The following is a 24,962-nucleotide window of genomic DNA, read 5'->3' as shown; positions in this document are numbered from 1 at the left end:
TTGTAATTTAGATAATTATGTATTTAGAAATAGTTACTCCTGAAGCCGTTTTGCTTAGTGCAGAAGTTGATTCTGTGAGTGTACCGGGGGTTGAGGGGCAGTTCCAAATGTTGAACAATCACGCTCCCATAGTTTCGGTGCTTTCCAAAGGAGAGATCAAAGTTTTTACACATTCTCATCCGGTAAATTCTGAAGATCTTGCCAAAAGCTTCAAAAGAGATGCAACTGACAGTAAGATTCTGATCCTTTCAGTGGAAGGTGGAGTGGTTGAGATGAAAGACAATAAAGTTATTGTCCTGGCTGATTAAGCTGAAATAAAATATTTAAAAAACCCGTTGTGAAAGCAACGGGTTTTTTGTTTGTAAAAAAATAAAAACTCTGCTAAAGTATGCCGCTCCTCTGGAGCTCAATTTCCCAAAAGCTCTTGATTTGCTATAAATATGTCGCTCCTCCGGAGCTTTGAAGCATCCTTTGGCTAAAGCCGGAATGAAAATTTTTCATATGCTGCAGATGGTGTGCCGCTCCTCCGGAGCTTAGGAGAATGGTATGCCGTTCCTCTGAAGTTCCTTTTTTAAAGGATGTTCTTCTAGGAATATTTCGCTCCTCCGGAGCTTTTTCTGAGCCTTGGAGAGGCGGCATATTTATAGGAGAAGAGCAATGCGCTAAAAAATGAGCTCCAGAGGAGCGAAATATTGTCTTGAAAGACAATGATTACGTGAATTCCCACGGGCTTAAGCCCATGGAAAAGAAAGTTCTTAAAAATGGGCTTTAGCCCAAGCATCTTTCAGCAGCGCCAAAGCCAAAGGTTAATAGCTAAAAGCCCACGGCTTTTCCTATTTCCCCGACAACCACGCCTTTCTGGCTTTTACAGCTTTTGAAGAAGCATTCTTATCTATTGAGATCTCAAAGCCAGGATCAGCTTCTAAAGTGACAGTTTTATGCATCTTTTTTCCGAAGCGTTCAATTTCCAATTTTAGCTGGTCTCCCGGTTTATACTGCCCGAATTCATCTTCCCAGGAGCTATCTGCTTTGGGAGTGGTGCCATTTACAGATAAAATCCGGTCGCCAATATCGAGTCCGGCCTTGTAGGCTGGAGCATTCTTCTTCGGATTGCTGTTTATGTAAAATCCTTCATCATCCTTTTGAACTGAAGCTCCAAAAAAGGCATTTTTGGAATCTCTTTTTAGAAGGAGTCCAACTTCAGTAAGTAGTTGTTCATAATTTGGCATTTCGCTTTTGTAGATGTACTTTCCGAAGTAATCTTCAGCAAAATCACTTCCTGCGTATGCGGCAAGAACATCCTGTAGATCTTCCAGCTCATACGGAATTTCAGGTTCGCCGTATTTTTCCCAAACCAGTTGCATAAAAGCATCAAGATTTTGCCCTTTTTGACGCAGCTGTAAATCTAGTGCCAGGCCGAGCATGCTTCCGTAGGAATAGTAGGAGATAAAAGTATTTTCACGATTTACAGGATCAATGGAAGCAGCTGCATCTACAAACGGCGCCTGATAGCTCATCTCTACCGGGTTAAAATATGCTCGTGCAGGAGAATTCCAAACGTAATTGAAGGTGCCGTTGAGGCCTTTGGCATAAGCTTCAGGAGTAATTATTCCTGCGCGGGTAAGGGTGAGCCCGGTGTAGTAGCTGGTGAATCCTTCGGCAAACCATAGGAGGCCGCTCATGTTAGCTTCAGTAAAATCGAAAGGTTCAAGAGATTCGGGCCGTATCCTTTCCACATTCCATGCGTGAAAGAACTCGTGTGCTACGGTGCCAATATTGCCATCCATACCGCCTTCGGCCAGGCTTGATGTACTGGTTAAAACTGTGCTGTTCCTGTGTTCCATACCGTCGCCAGAAACCTGTGGCATATAACAGGCCAGGAAAGTATATTTTTTGAAGTCAAATTCTGGTAACTCTCCAAAAATGGCTTTTTGCTGTCTTACTATTTCTTTGGTCTTTTCCCAGTATTCATCAAATTCCTGAGAAGTACCGGGGTGGTGCAGTGTAAATCTTACCACCTGCCCGTCAATTTCAAATTCCCTGCTGTCAAAATTGCTGATTTCAGTAGGGCTGTCCATGAAGTAATAAAGATCTGGGGCGTAATATGTATTGCCGTCAATTTGCTTCAGCTGGGTTGCGATCTTCCAATCAGGAAATTGTTGGGTGTCAAAAATGACTTCTACAGGCCTTTGCTTCAGGGATTCTGAATACATAAAAGTGGCGGGAATATTAAGGTGCGCGTGGGTTTGGTCAATTTGGGTATAAGTTCCATCGGCGCGGTTTCCGAAGAGAATATATTCAAGATTTACAAGTCCGTCGTGACCTGTAACAATCCAGGAGTAGGGATCGGGTCTTAAAATCTCCAGTTGTTCCCCTTTCGAGTTTGTTGCCTTTACCTCGTATACATTTTTTGCGAACTCGTGCAGGGCGTAGCGGCCGGGAGAGGTGCGGCTCATTTGCACGGTCAGACTATCCTGCTCAAGATCGGGAAATGAAATTTTAATGTTGGCCTCGTGGTGTTCTGCATTTTCAAAGGAAATACGGTAGGTGTTTTTCTGGGCAAAACATACGGAAGTTACAAGGAGAAAAAGGATAAGGATACGCATAGAAAAAATTTTGCCTGAAAATAGAAAAATTTGGGGAGACTGCTGCTCCTGAAGGAATTATCTATAGCTTGAGCAGCAGCAGATCTTTTGTAGTTTGAAAGTGTCTGAGTTTCAGAAAGAAAATTTCTGCTGCAGAAGCTGTTGTAGTTCCCCCAAATTAAATAAAAGACAACTTCGTCCACATTTTTTGTATATAAATCTCACAATTTTTTGAAATTCGGTAGTCGTAAAAAGCGTCAATGGGTTTAAATCCTCAGTTTTTCCTGCTATATTTGTCTTTCCAGTTATTTGAACGTTCCCTATGCTTTCAGCTATACTTTTAGGTTTTATCTTTTCCATTTTCCTGGTCTTTGCCGGAAAATTTTTCAAAGGTAAACTTGCTGTACTTTCATCACTCGTTCCGCTGGTGTTGTTCCTGTACTTTCTTTCGTTTATTCCACAGGTAGCCAATGGCGAGGTGATAAGGGCCAATTACGAGTGGGTGCCAAGTTTGGGGCTCAATCTCGACTTTGCTCTCGATGGGCTTTCCCTGCTGTTTTCCCTTTTAATTACAGGAATTGGTTTCCTGGTTTTTGCCTATACCGCGGCCTACTTAAAGGGACATGATTACCTGGACAGGTTTTACGGGTATCTAGGTATGTTTATGGGTGCCATGCTGGGCCTTGTTCTGAGCGACAACCTGCTCTCTATGTTTATCTTTTGGGAGTTGACAAGTATAAGTTCCTTTTTTCTTATTGGGTTTAATAATACAAGTGAAGCCTCACGAAAATCGGCTGTGCTTGCTCTGGCCATAACAGGATCTGGAGGGTTTCTTTTGCTGGCCGGGGCGCTATTGCTGGGAGGCGTGGCAGGAACTTACAGTATAAGTGAGATGGTGGGACTTAGCGACAGCATTGTTCAAAGCGAATCTTACCTCTGGATTGTCCTTCTCATTTTTGGGGCAGCTTTTACAAAATCGGCACAGTTTCCATTCCATTTTTGGCTTCCGGGAGCTATGAAAGCGCCAACTCCGGTATCTACTTACCTGCATTCGGCTACCATGGTCAAGGCAGGGATTTATCTTTTGTTGAGATTTACACCAGTATTGGGAGGAGAGGATATTTGGAATACCACGCTTATTACCGTGGGAGGAATTACCATGTTCTATGCTGCCGTGCACACCCTTTTCAGGACCGATCTTAAAGGAGTTTTGGCTTATTCTACCATTGCGGTTCTGGGGCTCCTGGTCTTTCTTATTGGGTTGGGAACAGAATATGCTTTGACGGCTGCGGCTGTTTATATCATTGTTCATGCGCTCTATAAAGCCACTTTATTCCTGGTAACAGGTATTATTGATCACGAAACAGGAACCCGGGATGTCACTCGTCTTGCCGGATTGCGAAAAGTGATGTTCCCTGTTGCAATTGCAGGTTTTCTGGCTGCACTGTCCAGTGCGGGAATGCCGCCTTTTGTTGGGTTTATAGGAAAAGACCTGGTTTATGAATCTACACTTCATATGGGTTCATGGGGCATAGTGCTTACTGTTTTAGCTATAGCGACAAATATCCTTGTGCTTTATGCAGGTTTTGTTGCCGGAATAAAACCTTTTACGGGTAAACTTCCTGAAAGTTTTTCAAAAGTGCACCTGCCAAGTTTTCTCATGTGGCTTCCCCCGGTGATACTTGCTGTGCTTGGACTGGTTGTGGGTATTTTTCCCGGCCTCATAGACGGGCCAATGGTTCAGCCTGTAGTAAATGCAGTGGGAATAGATGATTCTGAGCTGCATCTCAAGTTGTGGCACGGTTTCAACACCGTATTAGGATTAAGTGCTCTTACCCTGGGAGTGGGGTTTCTCCTGTACTTTCTTGTAAAACCATCTAAATCCAAAGAAAAAGGTGTAGCGCAATTTGACTTTATTGCACCTCTTACTCTGGTAAACAACTTCGGAAATAGTTTCAGGACTTTTTCAAACTGGTGGACGCGCATCTTCCAAAATGGTTTTCTGCGGAATTACGTTTCCACAATCATACTGTTCCTGGTGGTACTGGTAGGATACTCTCTTTTTTCTGACCATGACGGGATACCTATAGATTTCTCTTCCTTTTCAAGAATGACCTATTATGAGATGATCATCATGGGAATCATGTTCCTGGCAATACTTTTTGTGGTAGGGGCGAGATCAAGATTAACAGCCGTGGTAGCTATGGGGGTTGTGGGTTATGCTATATGCCTTATGTTTGTGATATACAGCGCACCCGACCTTGCCATGACGCAATTCTCTATTGATACGCTTACGGTAATATTATTTGTTTTGGTACTTTCGAGTCTGCCGAAGTATCTTTCAATTTCAGATTATAAGATGAAAGCCATAGACGGGGTACTCTCAGTTTCTTTTGGTATTCTTATTACACTCATCGCTCTTGAAGTCCTGGGGGAACCGGTGAACAAAGAAGTGAGTAATTTCTATGCAGATAATGCCTATGTCATGGCAAAAGGGAAGAATGTGGTCAACGTTATCCTGGTAGACTTTAGAGGGGTTGATACGTTAATGGAAATATCGGTGCTTACCATAGCAGCCATAGGAGTATTCAGTCTGCTTAAGCTCAGGTTAAGAAGAGATGACAGGGAACTAAAAGATTAAAACATGAAGACAATTATACTACGTACCGCTTCCAATTATATGTTGCCGTTGCTTCTTGTGTTCTCGGTATTCATACTGCTTAGAGGTCATTACCTGCCGGGTGGAGGCTTTGTGGGCGGTTTGATTGCTTCTATTGCCTTTGTACTGCATGCTTTTGCAAACGGACTTGGAGATACACGGCAGTTGATAAGATTTCATCCGGGTTTTTTAATGCCTACAGGGTTGACCGTATCTTTTTTAAGTGGTGTTTCTCCCATCATCTTTGCAGGAAAACCCCTTATGACCGGTTTATGGTATCCTCATCATTTACCCATAGTGGGAAATTTAGGATCGGCCCTGTTTTTTGATATTGGCGTTTACCTGGTAGTACTGGGAGTGACCTTAACCATTATATTCACTATATCTGAATCTGTATAACCTATGGAAGTACTTTTAGCGATCATGGTGGGTACGCTGTATGCTTCGGGCATCTATATGATTCTTAGGCGCAGTTTAGTGAAGCTTATTATTGGCATTATCCTTTTAGGAAATGGAGCAAACCTGCTTATTTTCCTTCTTGGGCGCATAGCCAAAGGTTCACCGCCTATCATCCCCGGAGATTCAAAAGTTTTTCTTGAAGCCTATTCCGATCCGCTTCCGCAGGCACTTATACTTACAGCTATTGTCATCAGTTTTGGTTTGCAGTCATTTGCTATTGTGCTTGTAAAAAGAGCCCATAAAGTGGTGAAGACCGATGATCTTGATGAAATGAACGCAACAGACGAATACTCATGATCGAACAGTTAGTTATTTATCCCCTTATAACACAAATGCTCCTGGCAATTGTGCTCATGTTCTTTTGGAGCCGAATTAGGTGGCAAAGAGTGGTAAGCATATTGGGAAGCCTAATAAACCTGGGAGTGGCCATATGGTTGTTTGTTACAGTGTGGCAGGGAGGAACACTTTCTATACAGGCAGGAAACTGGGAGGCGCCATTCGGTATAACTTTTGTGGCCGATACTTTTGCAGCAACCCTTGTCTTGCTTACTGCTATTGCAGGTGTTGCAGTGTCCAGCTTCTCGGCCGGCTCTGTCATCCCGGCCCGTTTAAAATTCGGGTTTTTCCCTATTTTTCATTTTCTGTTGCTGGGGTTAAACGGTGCTTTTCTTACGGGTGATATCTTTAACCTCTATGTGTGGTTTGAGATTATCATTATCACCTCCTTTGTCTTGCTGACAATTGGTGGCGAGAAGGCACAGCTTGAAGGGGCTGTAAAATATTTTACACTTAACATCCTGGCTTCAATTGTATTTCTTACTGCCATAGCAGTTCTGTACGGACTCACAGGAAGCCTTAACATGGCCGATCTTGCATCAAAAGTTGCAGCAGTAGAGAATCGTACTCTTGTGCAGGTAAATGCATTATTGTTCTTAGTTGGCTTCGGAATTAAATCGGCACTGTTTCCGCTTTACTTCTGGCTGCCGGCCTCTTATCACACCCCGCCATCGGCTGTTTCTGCCATTTTTGGGGGCTTACTAACCAAAGTAGGGGTATACGCTTTAATAAGGGTGTTTACGCTCATTTTTGAAGTAGACCCATTCCTGCAGAATGTTCTGCTCGCTGTAGCCGTTCTTACGCTCTTTAGTGGTGCTGTAGGTGCAATTGTTCAGAATAACATCCGGAAGATATTTTCATACCTGGTGATTTGCCATATAGGGTACATGATAGCCGGTCTGGGAATGATGACCGAAATGGCCATAGCAGGAGCTATTTTTTACCTTATTCACGATATCATGGTGAAAACAAACCTGTTTATGATGAGTGGGGTGATCTACAAGATCAAGGCAAACCACAACATCAGGAAACTGGGAGATTTTTACGCCGATCATCCAAAGTTAAGCCTGCTATTTGCAATACCGCTGTTTTCACTGGTGGGGATTCCGCCTTTATCAGGTTTCTGGCCCAAACTTTCTTTGATTTCTGAAGGATGGTTCACAGAGAATTTTATAGTGATAGGAGCTATAATTTTTGCCAGCTTTATAACCCTGGTTGTAATTATTAAGCTGTGGGGAGAAGTGTTTTGGAAGACAGGAGAGAAATTGCCTGAAGTGCGGAATTTTCCGTACTTTAATAAGTTAACGAATATTAAGAAGACTCAAATGCTGGCGCCAATTATTCTCCTTTCTATTGTAAGTCTTTATCTTGGATTTGGGGCAGGGAATATTCAAAATCTGGCTGAAAGGATTGCATTTGAACTTATGGACAATCAGGAATATATTAATACGGTACTAAGTAAATAAAAGAAGATGAAAAACCGGTTTTTAGCAAATTTACTCCTCACATTTATCTGGGTGGCGCTTACCGGAAGCTTTACTATTGCCAATATTTTATTCGGATTTATCCTCAGTTATTTTGTGCTTTTTATCATCACCCGGGGCAGCGGCCGTGCCAGGTATTTTAAGCTGGTACCAAAACTTATAGGCTTTTTCTTTTACTTTCTTTACCAGCTGGTAAAAGCAAATGTACAGGTGGCATGGGAAGTAGGCACACCAAAGCTGCATATGACGCCCGGTATTGTGGGAGTGCCTCTTGACGTACAGTCTGATGCGCAAATCACCCTATTGGCCAATATGATCACGCTTACTCCGGGAACGCTTAGCCTTGATGTTTCTGAAGATAAAAAGGTGCTGTACGTTTATTCCATGTATATCACAAACAGGGAAGAATTCATCAGGGAAATCAAGAACGGATTTGAAAAACGCATTTTAGAGATCTCTTCATGACATTAGACGATTATTTATACTATATAATCCTGCCGGCATTATCTATTGCGATCTTGCTGGTTTTCTTCAGGTTCTTTAAAGGGCCCACAATCTCCGACAGGGTAGTGGCAGTAGACCTGTTGGTAACCATGGGAATTGGTGTTATAGCCGTGTACAGCATCCTATCTCATCAACCCACTTTTTTAGATATCGCATTAATCTTGGCCCTTATTGGATTTTTGGCTACGGTGGCGTACTCTTTTTATATTCAAAAACGTAAAGACAGGGACAAATGATAGTAGATACAAGTATAGGAATTATAGCAACCCTGGGAACTCTTTTTGTACTGCTGGCCGGTGTTGGAATTTTGCGAATGCCCGATACCTATCTTAGAATGGCAGTGACCACCAAAGCAGCAACTTTAGGTATAGGGTTGATCTTACTGGCTGCAGCCGTCTACTTTAATGACCTCTCAACAACCACCCGCGTTTTGGCAGTTATAATTTTTATTCTGTTAACTGCTCCTGTTGGGGCACATCTTATAGGCAAGGCTTCTTACATTAAAGGGAATAAACTCTGGGAAAAGACCATTATGGATGATCTGGAAGGCAAATACAGGAAAACTGGTAAAAACATTAGCCTGCCCCGAAACATGGATCATGACAAAGAAAAACATTAGTCATCTATCTTCTCTTCCTCTTCATGGCCAAAGACCTTTGATATAAAACGGTCTACCGGGTTAAAGACTACATTGACAAATACAATTACTGCAACCAGTAGAAAAAGTTCTTTAAACTTTCCAATAGCAGCAAGGCATCCGGCCCCGGCGCTACACCAAACGGTTGCAGCTGTGGTGAGGCCCCTTACAATTGTGCCTTTGTGCAAAATTACCCCGGCTCCAATAAAGCCAATACCTGTCACCACCTGCCCAATTACCCTTGTGGTATCAACATAATCATCCCCGGCAAAACTAAGGGAAGTAAGAACAAAAACTGCAGCTCCCAGGGAAACCAAAGCATTGGTTTTTAAACCTGCGTTCTTGTTGTGAATTTCCCGCTCAATACCAATAAACAATCCTGCGAGCAGGGCCGCCCCAATTCTTAATCCGAAGTCCAGTAGCTCCATTTTATATTGTTAACTTAGCTTCTAATGCCTAAGTTAACATTAAAAATACACAGTTTCAATTCAAAGGGGATAATTCAGGCTTAACAGAAGTTCTAAAAATGGTATTATGAGAGAAGAATTTTCAAACGTTGCTGTTTTTCAATATTCGGCGGAAGCCCAGATCCTTAAAGGTCGGTTAGAGGCTGAAGGGATCCAGACTTTCATGATAGATAACCACACCATAGACACAGATCCGCTGGTGAGCAACGCCATTGGCGGGGTGAAGCTAAGGGTTCGCAAAGAAGACCGGGAAGAGGCTCTTCGGGTGCTTTCCGCTGTTAGTAAATACTCTGTTGATGATGAGGGCAGGCAAATTAGCTGCCCGTATTGTAACAGCTCAAAAGTTGAAATCTTTACCAGTGTAAAAAGTGTTAAATCCTTCTTCTTTTTTTGCCTCTCATTTCTGGTAATTGCCCTGCCTCTCTACATGAAAAGAAATTACCACTGCACAAATTGTAAACATGAATTTAAGCTGAAGTGACCTGGATAGTTAATTGAATTACTTATAATTTCTTTTTTTTCAGCTTTAAACAAAACAAGCTATTATTTGCTGATTTAAAATTTCTTTCCACCATTTTTTCTTCGGAAGTATTGTTGAAACCTTCCGCAGAAAGCTACAGAACATGAGGTTTTTAAAATATTCCTGAAGCTGAAAATTTTTTACGTTGCCAATCCAATTTTTGTACTTTAGAAAGAAAATCAGTTGCTTATGATGCATCCAGATACAGAAGTGCGTTTTATTAATGAGGTCATTGGCTATGGGGTAGTGGCCAAAAAATTTATTCCAAAAGGAACCATTACCTGGGTGCAGGATCCGCTAGATCGGGTGTTTACTGGCGGCGAGGTAGAACGTATGCACCCACGCATACAGGAGCAGGTGGATAAATATTCCTTCCGGAATAATAAAGGGGAATATGTGCTTTGCTGGGATCTAGCCAAGTACGTGAACCATAGCTTCAACGCCAATTGCCTTTCTTCGGCTTACGATTTTGAGGTTGCCGTTCGGGATATTCAGCCAGGAGAACAACTGACCGATGATTACGGATATCTGAACATTTCTGAACCCTTTAAAGCGGTAGATGAAGGTACTGGTCGTGATACTGTTTATCCCGATGATCTTTTGAAGTATCACGAGGAATGGGACCGGCAGCTCCAGGATGCTTTTGAGAATTTTGAACAGGTTGAGCAGCCACTGAAACAATTAATTTCTTCTAATGTGCTTGAAAAGCTCAAGACGAAGCTTTCACAAAATGAACCTCTCGATTCTATTTTGAACTTGTATTACAGGGAAAAATAGGTGGCTGAGGTTCCGGTAATTTAGGTTTGGCCAGGAACGTTGATCTCAAATATTACAAGGACAGCTTTTATTAGAAATGAGAGAAAGTTCCCAATTTTGACCTTTTAAACAGGGGCTTTTGATTATTTTTGATCAGGTAACTATTTTATGGCAACTAAATTTAACCGGAGCGGTGAGAAGAGCCTTGAAATGGATAATTATTGCTGCCCGGCAGAAGACGAATAATGTAGGCCCTTCATTAAACAGGAAATAGGGAAAGATGAAAGAGAGACTTGAATTAGCTGAAATCCCAAGAGAAAAAAAGATCTCCAAAAAAGACTTTTTAGAGAGGTATGTAAAACCGCAAAAGCCGGTGGTTATAGAGCAGCTAATAGAAAACTGGCCAGCTTATACCAAATGGAATCTCGAATACATCAGGGAGGTGGCAGGAGATAAAACCGTGCCTCTTTTTGATGGTAAAAAGACTATTTCTTCAAAATATAAGTTTAATGAGCCTCATCTTCATATGAAGATGAGCGAGTACATTGATCTTATCAAAAAAGGTCCCACCAGCTATCGGATTTTTCTTTATCATTTGCTGCGCGAAGTTCCTGGGCTTCAAAAGGATTTTAGTTTTCCTAAAATAGGGCTACGCATCCTAAAGCAGATCCCTATGCTGTTCTTTGGAGGGGAGAATTCCAAAGTCTTTATGCATTACGACATAGACTATGCTAATATTCTGCATTTCCATTTTCATGGAAGGAAACGCTGTATTCTCTTTCCCCCTTCAGAAACAAAATATCTTTATAAAGTGCCTCATGCCCTTATTACACGCGAAGATATCGACTTCATGAACCCCGATTTTGATCAATTCCCTGCGCTTCGGAAAGCAAAAGGAATGGTAACCGAGCTTAGGCATGGAGAAACACTTTACATGCCCGAAGGCTATTGGCATCAAATGACTTATCTCACCCCGGGTTTTTCTATGAGCCTGCGTGCAGCACCAAGAAATATTGAAAACCTGAGTAAAGCACTATATAACCTGTTTTTTATGCGACATTTTGATAATGCGATGCGCAGGTGGAAAGGCCAGAAATGGATAGATTACAAGAACGAACAGGCTGTTAAAAGAACGAACAAACGGGCAGAAACCTTTTAAAAAGGGCAAATCCGGCTCTCATTTTTGAAACTTATGCCTGTATAAGGTCTTCTGTAACTTCATAGACCAGGGAGCTTTCGTAACCTTTCCGGATGAGGTAATCACCCAGCTTTTTCTTTAGTTTGAACTTATCTTCTTCAGAAAGAAGATTGAGTTTTTTCTTTGCAAGCTCATAGAGTGTGGTTTTGTAAACACTTTCCTCAATCTCGGTCATGGCCAGTTTTATAATGGGAGAAGAGATGTCCCTGGCTTTTAGCTCCTGCTGAATCTTATATCGCCCCCATTTTTTTATCCGGAATTTACCCCGTACAAAACTGCGGGCAAAACGCTCTTCATTGAGAAAATCTTCCTGCATCAGTTTTATGATGATCTCTTCACGGGCTGCAGGGATCATGCGCATTTCAAGAAGCTTATCTTCAACCTCTTTCTGTGACCTGTCGCGATAAGCGCAGTATTGCATCAGCTTAAGAGTGGCTTCTTTTACGGTGTATGATTTTCCAGAGGAGTCTGCTTTCATTCAAACAAAGGTAAAATTTAATATCTCAATACTATGAACAAAAAAAACGCCTCCCAAATAAATGAAAGGCGTTTCTTTTTGTTATTGAATCACTTCCCCGGCATTGTCGTGAAAGTGGTATTCAAGATACGTGTAAGCATCTCTTGGTACTATTTTAACCCACTTTTTATGGTCGAAGAACCATTTGGAGCGGGGTGATGGAAAACCTTTGGTTAAAAAGGCTGCTATAAAAGGATGTGCACTTAGAGTGATCTTTTTATAGTCTTTCTTTAGAAGCTTTTGCAAATCCTGGTTGATCCTGTTGACCAAAACGATGGGAGCTTCAATTTCTTCCCCGTTTTTATTGGGGTTTTCCTCCCTGGTTTTGATGTTCATTTCGGGTCTAACCCGTTGTCTTGTAATTTGTACAAGTCCAAACTTACTGGGGGGCAAAATCTTATGTTTTGCGCGGTCGTCACTCATCTCCTCTTTAAGATGATCGTACAAAGCTTTCCTGTTCTCAGCTTTGTTCATGTCTATGAAGTCAACTACAATGATCCCTCCCATGTCGCGAAGGCGCAGTTGTCGGGCTATTTCGGTAGCACTAATAAGGTTAACCTCAAGTGCGGTGTCTTCCTGGTTTTTTGATTTGTTGGAGCGGTTTCCGCTATTCACGTCAATAACGTGCATGGCTTCGGTGTGCTCAATGACCAGGTATGCCCCTTTGTTCATAGAAACGGTGCGGCCAAAAGTAGTTTTGATTTGTCTTTCGATCCCAAATTTTTCGAAGATGGGAATATTTGAGTCGTACAATTTTACAATGGATTCTTTCTTTGGAGCAATTTCGCTCACATAATCTTTAATTTGGGTGTACAAGGTTTCATCGTCTACACAAATAGAGGTAAATGAATCATTAAAGACATCTCTAAGAATAGAAGATGCCCTGTTCAATTCTCCCAATACTTTTGAGGGATGAGGTGCTTTGTACAGCTTTTTACACATTCCTGTCCAACGACTCATTAAATTCTGAAGGTCGTTGTCCAGTTCTGCTACTTTTCTGCCTTCTGCTACGGTACGTACAATAATTCCAAAGCCTTTAGGTCTAATACTTTTTACAAGTCGTTTTAGGCGGTCCTTTTCTTCTTTGCTTTCTATTTTTTGAGAAACAGAAACGCGATTGGAAAAAGGAACCAGTACGATGTAACGGCCCGGAAGGGAAAGTTCAGAACTTATTCTTGGGCCTTTGGTTGATATTGGCTCTTTTACTACCTGTACCAGTAGCGATTGATTTGATTTTAAGACATCTGCAATGCTTCCGTCCTTATCAATATCTTTTTCTAAAGGAAAATCCTTAAGGGAATAATCCTTTAATTTACCTGTGCTTACACGTTTTATGAACTTCAGCAAAGAAAGTACCTGCGGGCCAAGGTCATGATAATGCAAGAATGCATCTTTTGTATAGCCTACATTTACGAAGCCGGCGTTTAAGCCGGGGACAGTTTTTCGCACTTTTGCGAGAAAAATATCTCCCACCGCAAAATTACTGTCGTCTTCTTCCTTGTTGAGTTCTATTAGTTTTCCATCTTTTAATAAGGCAAAATCTACAGCAGAGGAACCGGTTCTAATAATTAACTCTTTGTTCACTCTAAATTGATTTTATTCCGCATGTGGCGGATGGATTAAACAATAAAATTCACAGGGTTTTTAAAAATCCTGAGGAAATTCAAGCTCAGAGAACCTAAATTTGAATTTCGATTTCAAAGAACGTTTTAAACAAAAAAAGTAGTATGAAAACTACTTCTTTTTCTTGTGGCGGTTAGCTCTTGCTCTTTTTTTACGCTTGTGCGTAGCTACCTTATGTCTTTTTCTCTTTTTACCACTTGGCATAGTGTGACTTTTTAATTAATTAAATTTATTTTGTTTCTGCCTACGGGCAGGGAATTACTTTACCTCAACGTTAGATTTCACGCCTTCAACAAATACTTTGGCAGGTTTAAAAGCCGGAATATTATGTGCAGGAATCTTTATAGTGGTATTCTTGGAAATATTTCTTCCGGTTTTTTCGGCTCTTGTTTTGATGATAAAGCTTCCAAATCCTCTTAGGTAAACGTTGTCACCAGCCTCTAGTGAAGTTTTCACCTCCTCCATAAAGGTTTCCACAGTAGCCTGAACATCTCCTTTCTCCATTCCTAGTTTCTCGGAGATTTTTGCCACGATATCTGCTTTCGTCATTTTCGTATAATTTATTAATAGGGTTTGTAAATTTTCGAGGGGCAAATATATGAATTAAATCCGCAACTTTTTAATCCTAACCCATTAAATAGTAAGAGAATAAAGAATTATTATTGCACTTAAGAAATTTGATTGATGTCTTTCGATAAGGAGCTGATAAACTGGTATTTAGATAATAAAAGGGATCTGCCATGGCGCAGAACTAAAGACCCTTATCAAATCTGGCTTAGTGAAATAATTCTTCAGCAAACCCGGGTTGAACAGGGAAAACCTTACTATTTTAAGTTCTTAAAAGCTTATCCCAACGTTTTGGCTTTAGCTAATGCTTCGGAAGAAGAAGTGCTAAAACTTTGGCAGGGGCTTGGCTATTACTCCCGGGCCAGGAATTTACATTTTACTGCAAAATATATAGCTTTTGATCTCGGCGGAAGCTTTCCTGCTTCCTATAAAGAACTGGTAAAGTTAAAAGGAGTGGGTGATTATACCGCGGCTGCAATAGCTTCAATTTGTTATGAAGAACCACAGGCAGCAGTAGACGGTAATGTTTACAGGGTTTTGGCCCGTATTTTTGGTATTGATACTCCTACAAATTCTAGCCAGGGGATCAAAGAATTCCGGCAGCTGGCTCAAAAGCTTATTAATAAGGACGAGCCTGCAAATTTCAATCAGGCGTTGATAGAATTTGGATCAGAACAGTGTAAGCCGCGCAGGCCGCTTTGTGGTTCCTGCCCTTTTGTTACAACATGTGTGGCTTTCAATCAGGATCGTATAGGCGAACTGCCCGTAAAGCTAAAGAAGCAAAAGATTAAAAAAAGGCATTTTAATTATCTCGTCTATATTTCAGAAGAAGGGAAGACTATTATGAACCAACGTCGCGGAAAAGGTATTTGGGAAGGACTTTACGAATTTCCGCTGGTAGAAACTGCTTCCGAAGCACAACTTGAAAACCTCGTGGCCGATGTTCCTGCGGAATATTCAGTAATAAATAAGGAGCCGGTGCTCTACAACGACCTGCCGGTGGTGCACAAACTCTCTCATCAACATATTTACACCAAATTCTGGATAGTAAAGTGTGATGAGCTGCCCAAAGAAGCGCTCTCTCTGGCCGAAGTAAATAAATTACCCGTCCCGGTTTTAATAGAAAATTTTATTGATACCTTTGATTTTTAAGCTCTTTAAAAAAGAACTTCTCAAAAATGACATTTTTGGAAGGTGATTGAAGAGTAATTTGCTATTTTTAAAATTGTAACTTAAACAACAAACCATGACCGGAACCTTAAATAAAGTAATGCTTATTGGCCACACGGGAGACGATGTGAAAATGCACTATTTTGAAGGAGGTGGATCTATTGGGCGTTTTCCTTTGGCGACCAATGAGGTCTATACCAATAAAACTACAGGTCAAAAGGTTGAAAATACCGAATGGCACAATGTTGTGGTGCGAAATAAAGCTGCCGAGATCTGTGAGAAATACCTTAAAAAAGGCGATAAGGTCTATATTGAGGGAAGAATCAAGACCAGAAAATGGCAGGACGATAAAGGGATTGAAAGATATTCTACCGAAATACAGTGTACAGATTTCACCTTTTTAACACCCAAAGATGCTGCAGCGCCTGGCAGTGGAGGTAATCAAAGTGACGGTTATGGGCAGTCTCAGCAACAGCAGGGGCAACAGTACAACCAGCCGCGACAGGATACACCTTCAACCAGTCAGTCACAGAGTTTTACACAGGAGGACGAGGATGATCTTCCGTTCTAAGTCTAATTAAAAGTTACACATTTGGATCCCGATCCTGACAGTTTTATACCTCTTTTTGTTGATAACCTTCCGCAGCTATTAGGTGTTGTTACGGCAATGCTTTTGCTGGTTTGCTCTGCCCTAATTTCGGGTGCCGAGGTAGCAATGTTCTCGCTAACGCCAGCCGATTTTGAGGTGGAAGAGTCTAAGAGGAGCGTAAAAGAACAGATTGTTATAAGCCTGCTCGATAAACCGAAAAAATTGCTGGCCACCATCCTGGTTGCTAACAACATGATTAATATTGCTATTATCCTGTTGTTTGATAACCTTACCGATGCAGCCTTTGAAAATATTGACACGGTCTTTATGGGAGTAGATCTTCAGTTTCTCCTGGAAGTTGTGGTAGTAACTTTCCTCATCCTGCTTTTTGGAGAAATTTTGCCCAAAGTTTACGCCAGCCGCAATAAAGTAGCTTTTTCGCACTTTATGGCTTACCCTCTTAACGTGCTCGATAAATTATTCTCCCCCTTAAGTATTCCTATGAGGGCGGTTACTATCGGCATACATCAAAGACTGGGAAATAAGAGCCATGGGCTTAGCGTTGATCAGTTATCACAGGCCCTGGAGCTAACCAGTCAGCATGATACCACCAAGGAGGAGCAAAAGATCTTACGTGGAATTGTCTCTTTCGGGAACACCGATACCAAACAGGTAATGCGGCCGCGAATGGATATTTTTGCACTTAACGAAACTCAGGATTATAGTGAGATTATTCCGGAGATCATAGAAAATGGATATTCCCGTATTCCTGTATATAAGGAGAACATAGATAATGTTACAGGTATTTTATATGTAAAAGACCTTCTGCCTTTTCTCGAAGAGGAGCATTACGAATGGACTTCCTTGCTAAGAGAGCCTTATTTTGTGCCCGAAAATAAAAAGCTGGACGACCTTTTAAATGATTTCAAAATTAAAAAGAATCACCTGGCCATTGTGGTAGATGAATATGGCGGTACCAGCGGACTTATTTCTCTTGAAGATATTATTGAAGAAATTGTAGGGGATATAAGTGATGAATTTGATGATGAAGATCTTATCTTTTCAAAATTAGATGAAAATAACTACGTTTTTGAAGGAAAGACTCCGCTGAAGGATTTTTATAGGGTCATAAAACTAGATAATCCGGAATTATTTGAAGAGAATAAAGGGGAGGCCGAAACACTTGCCGGCTTTCTGCTTGAAATTTCAGGAAGTTTCCCCCGAAAGAACGATGTAATACTGTTTGACGGTTATAGTTTTACGGTTGAAGCTGTAGACAAGAAGCGGATAAAACAAATTAAAGTGAGTATCACCGGAGAATGAAAAGGATAATTTTTTTGACATTTTTGGCAGGTTTGGTCTCATGTGGCAATGAAGTGCAGCCAAAACCTAATGCCTACCTGGCCTTAGAATATCCCGCGGCTAAGTATGTTTTCTATTCAAATGACGGGTGTCCTTACGGTTTTGAGAAAAATTCTATAGCTGTAGTGCAGCCTTCACGGGTAGGGAAGGAGTGTTGGTTAAACCTGGAATATCCGCATTTAAAAGGTACTATCTTCATCACATATCAGTCGGTAGAGAACAATCTCGATTACCTGCTTACTGATGCCCAAAAATTGCCTTTGCGGCACACTATCAAAGCCGATGCTATCGAGGGGTCAGTATATAGTAACAATTATCACAACACCTACGGTATGTTCTATCAGGTTTTGGGAGATGCAGCGTCGCAGGCCCAGTTCTACCTCACCGATAGTACCAGTCATTTCCTTACAGGCTCAGTGTATTTTGAGGCTCAGCCAAACTTTGATTCTATCTTACCCGCCGCAGCTTACCTGAAGAAGGATATAAGGCACCTTATGGAAACTGTGAAATGGCAATCAAATAGCAGTGACTAATTTCTTGCTGTAGTTTCTTACTTTTGGCAGCTTAAAATTTAATATGCCCAGGAGTAGCCTTAAATGGATTTATCTTTGCCTGCTTGCTCTGGTTTGGGGCAGCTCTTTTATTCTTATCAAAAAGGGGCTGGTGGGTCTTACTGCCTTACAGGTTGGTTCCCTACGCACCGTCTTTGCTGCACTGTTTCTTACCCTTATTGGGCTTGGATCACTAAAACACATAAAGGGAAAGCAATGGATGTGGATTGGCATTTCGGGCTTTTGTGGAACATTTTTTCCGGCTTATCTGTTTTCTTTTGCTGAAACCGAGATAGACAGTGCTATTGTTTCCATTCTCAATTCCACAACTCCGTTGCTCTCCATGCTGATTGGGATCGTTCTCTTTGAAGCAGCTTTTGTGAAAAAGAAGTTTCTGGGAGTAATGGTTGGGCTGGCGGGAACCACAGCTTTGATTTGGAGTGGTGCTACGGTTAATCCCGATCAAAATTACTGGTATTCCCTGTTGGTGATTCTGGCGTCATTGTTCTACGGGTTTAATGCTAATATCATTAAGAAACACCTTCAAAATCTACCTGCCCTTGCCATTACTACGGGTAATTTTATGGTTATTGCCATACCCGCTCTCATTGTTCTCGCCAGTACAGGATTCTTTTCGGCAGAAACCCTTTCTGCGCCAAATGTGCCTATGAGTTTAGTGTATATAGGTATACTCGGGGTAGTGGGTACAGGTGCTGCTTTAATAGTATTTAACAAGCTTATTCAAATCTCAGATCCGGTTTTCTCAACCTCGGTAACCTATCTCGTACCTATAGTGGCTGTGGGTTGGGGCGTACTTGACGGGGAGGAATTTAGCTTTGTTCAGATCTTCTCGGGGGTGATTATTATAGCAGGAGTTCTTATCGTAAATAGCAGGAAAAAAATAAGTTAGGATGTATTTGGATGTATTTTAACTATTTCTTAACTTTACGTTGCTATTGAATTTCTAATCCCTATATGAAATGAAAAAGAGAATGTTTTTTGGTTTTGCATGCTTTGTTGGGTTTTCTCTTTTGATTGCCTGGCAGTTTGCAGTCGCCGAACTTGCTGATCTTCAGAAAAAAGATGATACGATCAAAAAAGAGAAGACAGAATTGGTTTCGTCTCAACCTGAGACAGTATTATTCGTCTAGTTAACCTCTCCATCTTTTTTATTCTGAAAAAGGATTGTTAAAAATGCCTTTTTTGGAGCAGGTTTATCTTTATGGATTGTTAAAAATAAAGCCGGTACTAATAGTACCGGCTTTTAGGTTTGAATTTATCTTGTTTTTTATTCAAAGTCTGCGTCAGTCACGTCTTCATTAACTTTAACATCACTTACCTGGAAGGTAAGAGTCATTGCTCCCATGGTTTGAGATAGATGAAAAGGAAATTTAACCCCTTCTACTTCCCTGTAATCACTATAGGTGATAGGAATAGTCATGGTTTGTGGCCCCTGCTTCATGGTTTTCACTTGCTTGACCTTTAGCCCGCTGTCTTTACTGTAGTAGTTAGTGGTGGTTTCATCCATTTTAACTGCATAGGCTTCTTGTCCATCTACGTCTTCTATCCCCTCTAAAGTGGCATTTTCGGCAATCATTTCAGGGAAGGGGTGGGCTTCAGCTTTTGCGGCAACTACCTGCTCTTCGGTGTAGGGTATCTTTTGTCCCTGCGCAGCAACAAAACCTGTAGCTCCATTAAATATCTGTTTTTGTACAACATTTCCTCCCATAGAGATCACAGTAGATGATTTTCCGGAAGAAGTAACTTTTGTCTCAAGATCCATTTTTTGACCCTGAATCTCTGCTTGTGCAATCATGTAAACAGATTCAATATCATTAACGGCATCTTTTCCACCAACGGCTTGAATGTATTTATCAAATACTTTTGCAGCTGTCATTGACGGATCTACCTTTTTGTTGTAGTCTGGTTTTTCGATGGCGTTGGCATATTTGTCAAAATACTTTACAGGAATATCCTTTCCATTGTAAGTGAGGTTTTCGAGAGGTTCGGCTACTTCGCTTCCTTTCCCAACAACTACGATCCTTGCATTGTCTGCCAGGTAGTATTTTTTAGCTACTCTCTGGATATCTTCAGCGGTTACAGCGTTTATCTTTTTTAGATACCTCTGGTAGAAATCCTGCGGAAGGTTATCTGTTTCGATGTTTAAGGCGTACTGGGCTATTGTAGATGGTCTCTCAAGAGCAAGAACAAAGTCTCCGGTGTATTTTGCCTTAGCGTTTTCCAATTCTTCAGCAGAAACTTTTTCGTTCCTTATTCTGTGTAATTCATCAAGGAAAGCAACAACGGCAGAATCGGTTACTGCATTACGCACACTTGCGCTTGCAACAAAACGGGCCACATATTTGTCATCTCCCGTGCTGGAGTATGCTCCATAAGTGTAGCCTTTGTCTTCTCTAAGGTTAAGGAAAAGCCTGGCTTCTCCACCGCCACCAAGAATCTTATTGGCGATAAGGACAGGGAAATAGTCCGGATCTCCTTTTTGTAGCTGGATAGTGTTAGTTACCTGTACTTCACTTTGAACCGCATTTGGAAAATCGACAAAGTTCACCTGAGTTTCAGGAACGTTTTTCACATCCTGCAGGGTGTTTTTTGGAAGTTCGCTTTTCTTCCAGCTGGCAAAGTTCTTTTCAACAAGCTTCTTAACTTCAGGAGTCTTTACATCTCCAATTACCACCAGGTAAGCATTCTGTGGTACGTAATAGTTCTTGTAGTAGTCCTGGATATCTGCAAGAGTCAAGGCTTCAATAGATTCTTTGGTAGAGAACTCTCCGTAAGGGTGGTTCTTTCCGTAGCTAAGGGCAGAACTAATTCTGCGGGCATTTGAAGCCACATCTTTTTCTGAAGCTTTTATGTTTTCAAGAGCTCTTTCTTTTTCAGTTTCAAATTGCTCCTGTGTAAAGTTCGGGTTCAGGGCTCCTTTGCTCATCAACTCCAATACTCTGGGGAAGTATTTTGAAAGCGTATTAGCTGAAGCACCACGTGAAAAGAAATTCACGCTTGCTCCCAGGTAGTCTATCTCCTCATTGAATTTATCTTTTGGGATATCTTTTGTTCCTTCTCCCAGTACAGAGCCCATGAGTTCAGAAACTCCTGCCTTGTCTCCTTCAGCATGTGGAGGGTTATCCATAGTGAGGGTCATAGAGACACGGGGCAATTTATGGTTTTCAACAACCAGTACTTTTAATCCATTCTTGAGGGTAAAAGTTTCAGGTGTGCCCAGGTTGATCTCTGGTGCAGGTCCTGCTTTTGGTTGTTGACTTCTGTCAATTTGTTGAGCCTGAATCGCTGTTGTAGCAAGAAATAATACTGCTAAGGCTAATATTTTGTTCTTCATCTTGTGATTAAATTTTATTGTTCAGATTCCTTCGGAAGGTATTCCAATTTCAATCTTTGATTCTCGTTGAGGTACTTTTTGGCTACGTCTCTAATTTCTTCACGGGTAATAGATCTATAGATGTCTATCTCCTCATTAATAAGGTCGGTATTTCCATAAAGTTGCTGGTAAGTGGCCAGGGAGCTGGCAATACCAGCTACACTGCTGTTTGAGTTCACATATCTGTTCTCAAATTTATTCTGAAGTTTCTCGTACTCTCTCTGGCTGATCAATTCTGTCTGAAGTTTTTCAATTTCTTCATCAACTTCAGCAACAAGGGTGTCAAGTTTAGTTTCTCCAAGAGGAAGACCAAAAACAACATACTGCCCGTAATCTTCCTGGGCAATGTTAAAGGCTCCAATTTGGAGAGCTTGTTTTTGATCGTCTACCAGTTTTTTGTAAAGGCGGGAAGATTTTCCGTCAGAAAGTACAGAAGAGATCATATCGAGTACATAAGCATCGCGCTCTTTCATAGAAGGCGTTCTCCAGGCAAGTACAATAGCCGGGATCTGGATGTTTGGATCGTGATATTTGGCTTCGATTTCTTGGGTAATGGGCTCTTCAACAAAGCTTTCTTTTACTACAGGCGCTCCTTTTTCAATAGGACCAAAATAGTCTTTGATAATTTCTTTGGTCTTTTCGATCTCTATATCTCCTGCAACTACAAGAGTAGCATTGTTAGGCACATAGAATTTTTCATTGAATGCGCGAAACTCTTCAAGAGTAGCAGCATCAAGATGATCCATAGAACCTATTGTAGCCCAGCGGTAAGGGTGTTTTTCATAAAGGTTTTCCTTTACTGCAGCCAGAATGTTTCCGTAAGGTGCATTGTCTACCCTAAGTCTTTTTTCTTCTTTCACTACTTCGTTTTGAGTATCTACTCCCTGTTGGTTAATTACCGGGTGCATCATTCTCTCAGATTCCATCCAAAGCCCCAGCTCCAGCTGGTTAGAAGGGAATATTTCATAATAGTAAGTGCGGTCATCGGAGGTATTTGCATTGTTTGACCCTCCATTTGAGCTAACAATTTTGAACCATTCCCCTTTTGGGATGTTTTTGGTGCCTTCAAAAAGAAGGTGTTCAAAAAAGTGTGCAAAGCCGGTTCTTTCAGGATTTTCATCTTTGGCGCCTACGTGGTACATTACTGAGGTAGTGACTACCGGTGCCGAGTTGTCTTTGTGCAATATCACATCAAGACCGTTATCGAGAGTGTACTCGATGAATTCAACTTCCTGAGCCGTTCCCGTTACTCCAAGGAAAAGGCCAAGGGCAGCTAACTTAAGTTTGTTGATCATTATAGTATGGTTTTTATTAAATACAGTTTATAAGTAATATGAAGTGGGAATTTGTTACACAAATTCTTCATGCTTAGGGTTGAAATGTACAGAAAATTCTAAATTAACAAGCTCTTAAGGCATATTTCTTCTTATTTTTTGGAAATTTATAAAAATCACAAAACCCAACTCATGAGAAGATCATCTGTTCCATTAATATATGGAATTTATATCGCTATTGCATTAATAGGCTACTTCTTGTTGTTATCTCTTTTTGATTTACACCAGAACCCCGCTTACAGTGTTTTTAACATGGTCATTACAGGAGGGGGAATCTTTCTAGCCATAAAAAAGTACCGGGATAAAAAGCTGGGAAAATTTAAATATCAAAAAGGCTTTATGGCAGGTCTTACGGCCGGCTTTGTGGCAACCGTTATTTTTACCGCTTTTTTTGCTGTGTACACCAGTGAGCTTAACCCCAGTTTTTCTGAAGAACTTATCACCATGTGGGAAACCGATTGGTTTGTAAATATAGGAATGCTGGTGTTCACCGTTGCGCTTATGGGCTTTGCTACTTCTCTGGTGGTAACCCTTGCCATTATCCAGCTGTATAAACCTTCATGGAATACCTCTGAGGGTAAGAAACATACATATTAAATAAAGCCTTTGCAAATTAATTAATTAGGAGTATATTTGCACCCGCCTTGAAAAATCTCAGGGCGAGAACGTAAACCCTTAATTAAAGACGCTATGTACGCAATTGTAGAGATAGCAGGGCAGCAATTTAAAGTTGCAAAAGACCAGAAGGTATTTGTTCACAGGCTTGCAGGAGAAGAAGGAGACAGTGTTTCTTTCGATAAAGTTCTTCTTACAGGTGACGGTGACAACATCACTTTAGGCGCCCCAGCTATAGAAGGAGCTTTGGTTGATGCTAAAATCACCAGGCACCTAAAAGGAGACAAGGTAATTGTCTTCAAAAAGAAAAGAAGAAAAGGTTACCGTGTAAAGAATGGACACCGCCAGGCTCTTACCGAAATTTCTATTGAAGGAATTTCTGTAAACGGTAAAAAAGCAACTTCAGCTAAGAAAGAAGAAGCAAAATCAACTAAAGAAGATAAAGCTTCCAATAACGACCTTAGCAATAACACAGTTGCCGAACTTCGTGAAATGGCTAAAGAAAAAGGAGTTGAAGGATATTCTTCAATGAAAAAAGCCGAATTGATAGCTGCTTTAAGCTAAACGTTTAACAGTAAAAAGTAAAAAGAAATGGCTCACAAAAAAGGAGTTGGTAGTTCCAAGAACGGTAGGGAATCTGAATCGAAACGCTTAGGTGTGAAGATCTTTGGAGGACAGGCTGCCATTGCTGGGAACATCATCGTTAGACAAAGAGGTACTGCGCACAATCCAGGTGAGAATGTGTATGCCGGAAAAGACCATACTTTACATGCCAGAGTTGATGGTATTGTAAAATTTACTAAAAAGAAAGACAACAAGTCTTACGTTTCTATAGAACCGTTCCAGGCTTAAGATCTTAATTTTTAAGATAAAAAAACCCTTCTGAATTTATTCAGAAGGGTTTTTTTATCTTTATAGGAAACCGTAAAATTCAGGAGCATGAAGTACTTCACAATTTACTCTACAAAAGACGAAAATGAAGTTGCAGTCCTGAAAAGGGTGTATAGCGAAGAAGGGATTGATTACCGGGTCACCGAAGCAGATGAAAAAGGAGAAGTAAAAAGAGTGCAGGTTACCGAGGATGACAAGGGTAAAGCAAGAGAACTTCTCGATCAAACCGGCTTTCTTACCGCCAGTCAGGCACATGCTCCGGTTAGGAGAAGGACGGCGGGCAGGAGATGGATCTTCATCTTTCTCGCCGCATTCATCATTATCATAGTAGCAGTGGCTATTCTCATGTTTATGAATGTGGAATAAAAACTTATACCAACCAGGAAATTATGAGCTATTCTACCATTTTTGAGACTTCAGCACAAAACCAGATCATCCTGCTTAAGAATATTTTTGAGCAAAATAATGTGAGGTACAGGATTTTTGATGAGGCTGCAAACACCAATTTCGCATTGGGAGTAAGAATAGAAGTTCATGACAATGATAAGAAAAGGGCTGAAGCCCTTCTCAGGGAAAACGGATTTTTAGATGGTTCTGCTTCAAAAGAAAGTGCGGTGTCTATGTCAAAATTCTGGTTGTGGCTGGTCATAGCCCTCATTTGTGTCATTTTCGCAGCCTTCTTCATCAACATGTTCATGAGGGGTTAAAAAAAAATCCCCTCCAAAAATGACATTTTTGAAGAGG

29 protein-coding genes are annotated in these 24,962 nt (G+C 41.0%); 22 read left to right on the top strand and 7 right to left on the bottom strand.

The genetic code is table 11. The features are described 5' to 3' along the window. Positions 1–17 precede the first annotated feature (17 nt). Positions 18–308, top strand: a complete 291-nt coding sequence (locus VS868_RS05735; RefSeq protein ID WP_345599491.1) for a F0F1 ATP synthase subunit epsilon — start codon at positions 18–20, stop codon at positions 306–308. A 525-nt stretch (positions 309–833) separates the two neighbouring features. Here VS868_RS05735 and VS868_RS05730 read toward each other — a convergent pair. After that, positions 834–2,606 (bottom strand): PDZ domain-containing protein, encoded by a 1,773-nt coding sequence (locus VS868_RS05730; RefSeq protein ID WP_345599490.1) that lies wholly within the window; start codon positions 2,604–2,606, stop codon positions 834–836. 301 nt (positions 2,607–2,907) lie between these two features. Here VS868_RS05730 and VS868_RS05725 point away from each other — a divergent pair, with 301 nt between their 5' ends. Genes VS868_RS05725 through mnhG form a run of 7 tightly spaced genes read left to right on the top strand, consistent with a single transcriptional unit; the run spans position 2,908 to position 8,646 of the window. Then, positions 2,908–5,226 (top strand): putative monovalent cation/H+ antiporter subunit A, encoded by a 2,319-nt coding sequence (locus VS868_RS05725; protein ID WP_345599489.1) that lies wholly within the window; start codon positions 2,908–2,910, stop codon positions 5,224–5,226. A gap of 3 nt (positions 5,227–5,229) precedes the next feature. Continuing rightward, entirely contained in the window at positions 5,230–5,643 is a 414-nt protein-coding gene (locus tag VS868_RS05720; RefSeq protein WP_266070009.1) for a Na+/H+ antiporter subunit B, read from the top strand. A 3-nt stretch (positions 5,644–5,646) separates the two neighbouring features. Then, on the top strand, positions 5,647–6,000 hold the full coding sequence (locus VS868_RS05715; protein WP_266070008.1) for a Na+/H+ antiporter subunit C: 354 nt from the start codon (positions 5,647–5,649) through the stop codon (positions 5,998–6,000). After that, positions 5,997–7,505 carry a proton-conducting transporter membrane subunit gene (locus tag VS868_RS05710; protein WP_345599488.1) on the top strand — a complete coding sequence of 503 codons (1,509 nt, stop codon included), beginning with the start codon at positions 5,997–5,999 and terminating at the stop codon, positions 7,503–7,505. The genes VS868_RS05715 and VS868_RS05710 overlap by 4 nt, the downstream gene beginning before the upstream one ends. A gap of 6 nt (positions 7,506–7,511) precedes the next feature. Then, entirely contained in the window at positions 7,512–7,988 is a 477-nt protein-coding gene (locus VS868_RS05705; RefSeq protein WP_266070006.1) for a Na+/H+ antiporter subunit E, read from the top strand. Continuing rightward, positions 7,985–8,263, top strand: a complete 279-nt coding sequence (locus tag VS868_RS05700; protein WP_266070005.1) for a cation:proton antiporter — start codon at positions 7,985–7,987, stop codon at positions 8,261–8,263. The genes VS868_RS05705 and VS868_RS05700 overlap by 4 nt, the downstream gene beginning before the upstream one ends. After that, entirely contained in the window at positions 8,260–8,646 is a 387-nt protein-coding gene (gene mnhG, locus VS868_RS05695; RefSeq protein WP_345599486.1) for a monovalent cation/H(+) antiporter subunit G, read from the top strand. Before VS868_RS05700 ends, mnhG begins: the two co-directional genes overlap by 4 nt. On the opposite strand, the gene VS868_RS05690 is transcribed toward mnhG, so the two are convergent. Further along, positions 8,643–9,092 (bottom strand): MgtC/SapB family protein, encoded by a 450-nt coding sequence (locus tag VS868_RS05690; protein WP_266070004.1) that lies wholly within the window; start codon positions 9,090–9,092, stop codon positions 8,643–8,645. The two genes, mnhG and VS868_RS05690, sit on opposite strands and share 4 nt — an antisense overlap. A 106-nt stretch (positions 9,093–9,198) precedes the next feature. Between VS868_RS05690 and VS868_RS05685 the strand changes: the two genes are divergently transcribed. From VS868_RS05685 to VS868_RS05675, 3 genes are all read left to right on the top strand, one after another. Further along, positions 9,199–9,612, top strand: coding sequence for a DUF2007 domain-containing protein (locus tag VS868_RS05685; protein WP_345599485.1), 414 nt, complete (start codon positions 9,199–9,201; stop codon positions 9,610–9,612). A gap of 228 nt (positions 9,613–9,840) precedes the next feature. Then, the gene (locus VS868_RS05680) at positions 9,841–10,428 is read left to right on the top strand and encodes an SET domain-containing protein (protein WP_345599484.1); all 588 of its coding nucleotides are present in this window, start codon (positions 9,841–9,843) and stop codon (positions 10,426–10,428) included. 259 nt (positions 10,429–10,687) lie between these two features. Then, complete coding sequence (locus VS868_RS05675; RefSeq protein ID WP_345599483.1) at positions 10,688–11,566, top strand: cupin-like domain-containing protein; 879 nt, start codon at positions 10,688–10,690, stop codon at positions 11,564–11,566. A 31-nt stretch (positions 11,567–11,597) separates the two neighbouring features. Here VS868_RS05675 and VS868_RS05670 read toward each other — a convergent pair whose 3' ends face one another. The 3 genes from VS868_RS05670 to VS868_RS05660 form a co-directional block, all read right to left on the bottom strand. Continuing rightward, positions 11,598–12,083 (bottom strand): regulatory protein RecX, encoded by a 486-nt coding sequence (locus VS868_RS05670; protein WP_345599482.1) that lies wholly within the window; start codon positions 12,081–12,083, stop codon positions 11,598–11,600. An 81-nt stretch (positions 12,084–12,164) separates the two neighbouring features. Beyond that, positions 12,165–13,706, bottom strand: coding sequence for a ribonuclease E/G (locus VS868_RS05665; RefSeq protein WP_266069999.1), 1,542 nt, complete (start codon positions 13,704–13,706; stop codon positions 12,165–12,167). Between the two features lie 297 nt (positions 13,707–14,003). Next, on the bottom strand, positions 14,004–14,309 hold the full coding sequence (locus tag VS868_RS05660; RefSeq protein WP_262507439.1) for an HU family DNA-binding protein: 306 nt from the start codon (positions 14,307–14,309) through the stop codon (positions 14,004–14,006). A gap of 120 nt (positions 14,310–14,429) precedes the next feature. Between VS868_RS05660 and mutY the strand changes: the two genes are divergently transcribed. The 6 genes from mutY (at position 14,430) to VS868_RS05630 (ending at position 19,135) form a co-directional block, all read left to right on the top strand. Next, positions 14,430–15,464, top strand: coding sequence for an A/G-specific adenine glycosylase (mutY, locus tag VS868_RS05655; RefSeq protein WP_345599481.1), 1,035 nt, complete (start codon positions 14,430–14,432; stop codon positions 15,462–15,464). A gap of 94 nt (positions 15,465–15,558) precedes the next feature. Next, positions 15,559–16,053, top strand: coding sequence for a single-stranded DNA-binding protein (gene ssb, locus VS868_RS05650; protein WP_266069997.1), 495 nt, complete (start codon positions 15,559–15,561; stop codon positions 16,051–16,053). A gap of 21 nt (positions 16,054–16,074) precedes the next feature. Continuing rightward, entirely contained in the window at positions 16,075–17,394 is a 1,320-nt protein-coding gene (locus tag VS868_RS05645) for a gliding motility-associated protein GldE (protein ID WP_345599480.1), read from the top strand. Further along, on the top strand, positions 17,391–17,966 hold the full coding sequence (gene gldD / locus VS868_RS05640; protein ID WP_345599479.1) for a gliding motility lipoprotein GldD: 576 nt from the start codon (positions 17,391–17,393) through the stop codon (positions 17,964–17,966). The genes VS868_RS05645 and gldD overlap by 4 nt, the downstream gene beginning before the upstream one ends. A gap of 43 nt (positions 17,967–18,009) precedes the next feature. Beyond that, positions 18,010–18,894, top strand: coding sequence for a DMT family transporter (locus VS868_RS05635; RefSeq protein ID WP_345599478.1), 885 nt, complete (start codon positions 18,010–18,012; stop codon positions 18,892–18,894). A 70-nt stretch (positions 18,895–18,964) separates the two neighbouring features. After that, a complete protein-coding gene (locus VS868_RS05630; protein ID WP_266069993.1) occupies positions 18,965–19,135 on the top strand; it encodes a hypothetical protein in 171 nt (56 codons plus the stop codon). A 137-nt stretch (positions 19,136–19,272) separates the two neighbouring features. Here the strand turns inward: VS868_RS05630 and VS868_RS05625 are convergent, their stop codons facing one another. Together VS868_RS05625 and VS868_RS05620 are read right to left on the bottom strand one after the other, a co-directional pair. Then, positions 19,273–21,339 carry a pitrilysin family protein gene (locus VS868_RS05625; RefSeq protein WP_345599477.1) on the bottom strand — a complete coding sequence of 689 codons (2,067 nt, stop codon included), beginning with the start codon at positions 21,337–21,339 and terminating at the stop codon, positions 19,273–19,275. Between the two features lie 14 nt (positions 21,340–21,353). Beyond that, complete coding sequence (locus VS868_RS05620) at positions 21,354–22,673, bottom strand: pitrilysin family protein (RefSeq protein ID WP_345599476.1); 1,320 nt, start codon at positions 22,671–22,673, stop codon at positions 21,354–21,356. A 171-nt stretch (positions 22,674–22,844) separates the two neighbouring features. On the opposite strand from VS868_RS05620, the gene VS868_RS05615 reads away from it, so the two are divergent. From VS868_RS05615 to VS868_RS05595, 5 genes are all read left to right on the top strand, one after another. After that, a complete protein-coding gene (locus VS868_RS05615; protein WP_345599475.1) occupies positions 22,845–23,309 on the top strand; it encodes a DUF4199 domain-containing protein in 465 nt (154 codons plus the stop codon). A 93-nt stretch (positions 23,310–23,402) separates the two neighbouring features. Continuing rightward, positions 23,403–23,891 carry a 50S ribosomal protein L21 gene (gene rplU, locus VS868_RS05610; RefSeq protein ID WP_266071161.1) on the top strand — a complete coding sequence of 163 codons (489 nt, stop codon included), beginning with the start codon at positions 23,403–23,405 and terminating at the stop codon, positions 23,889–23,891. Positions 23,892–23,918: 27 nt separating this feature from the next. Next, positions 23,919–24,179, top strand: coding sequence for a 50S ribosomal protein L27 (gene rpmA / locus VS868_RS05605; RefSeq protein WP_029033996.1), 261 nt, complete (start codon positions 23,919–23,921; stop codon positions 24,177–24,179). Positions 24,180–24,266: 87 nt separating this feature from the next. Continuing rightward, complete coding sequence (locus VS868_RS05600) at positions 24,267–24,584, top strand: hypothetical protein (RefSeq protein WP_345599474.1); 318 nt, start codon at positions 24,267–24,269, stop codon at positions 24,582–24,584. A gap of 23 nt (positions 24,585–24,607) precedes the next feature. Continuing rightward, complete coding sequence (locus VS868_RS05595; RefSeq protein ID WP_345599473.1) at positions 24,608–24,925, top strand: DUF2007 domain-containing protein; 318 nt, start codon at positions 24,608–24,610, stop codon at positions 24,923–24,925. Positions 24,926–24,962 lie beyond the last annotated feature (37 nt).

Origin of the sequence: Salinimicrobium sp. 3283s (genome assembly GCF_039602225.1) — a bacterium.
GTDB lineage: Bacteria > Bacteroidota > Bacteroidia > Flavobacteriales > Flavobacteriaceae > Salinimicrobium > Salinimicrobium profundisediminis.
The sequence above is the reverse complement of the archived record's forward strand: the minus strand, read 5'-3'. Positions and strand labels throughout refer to the sequence as shown.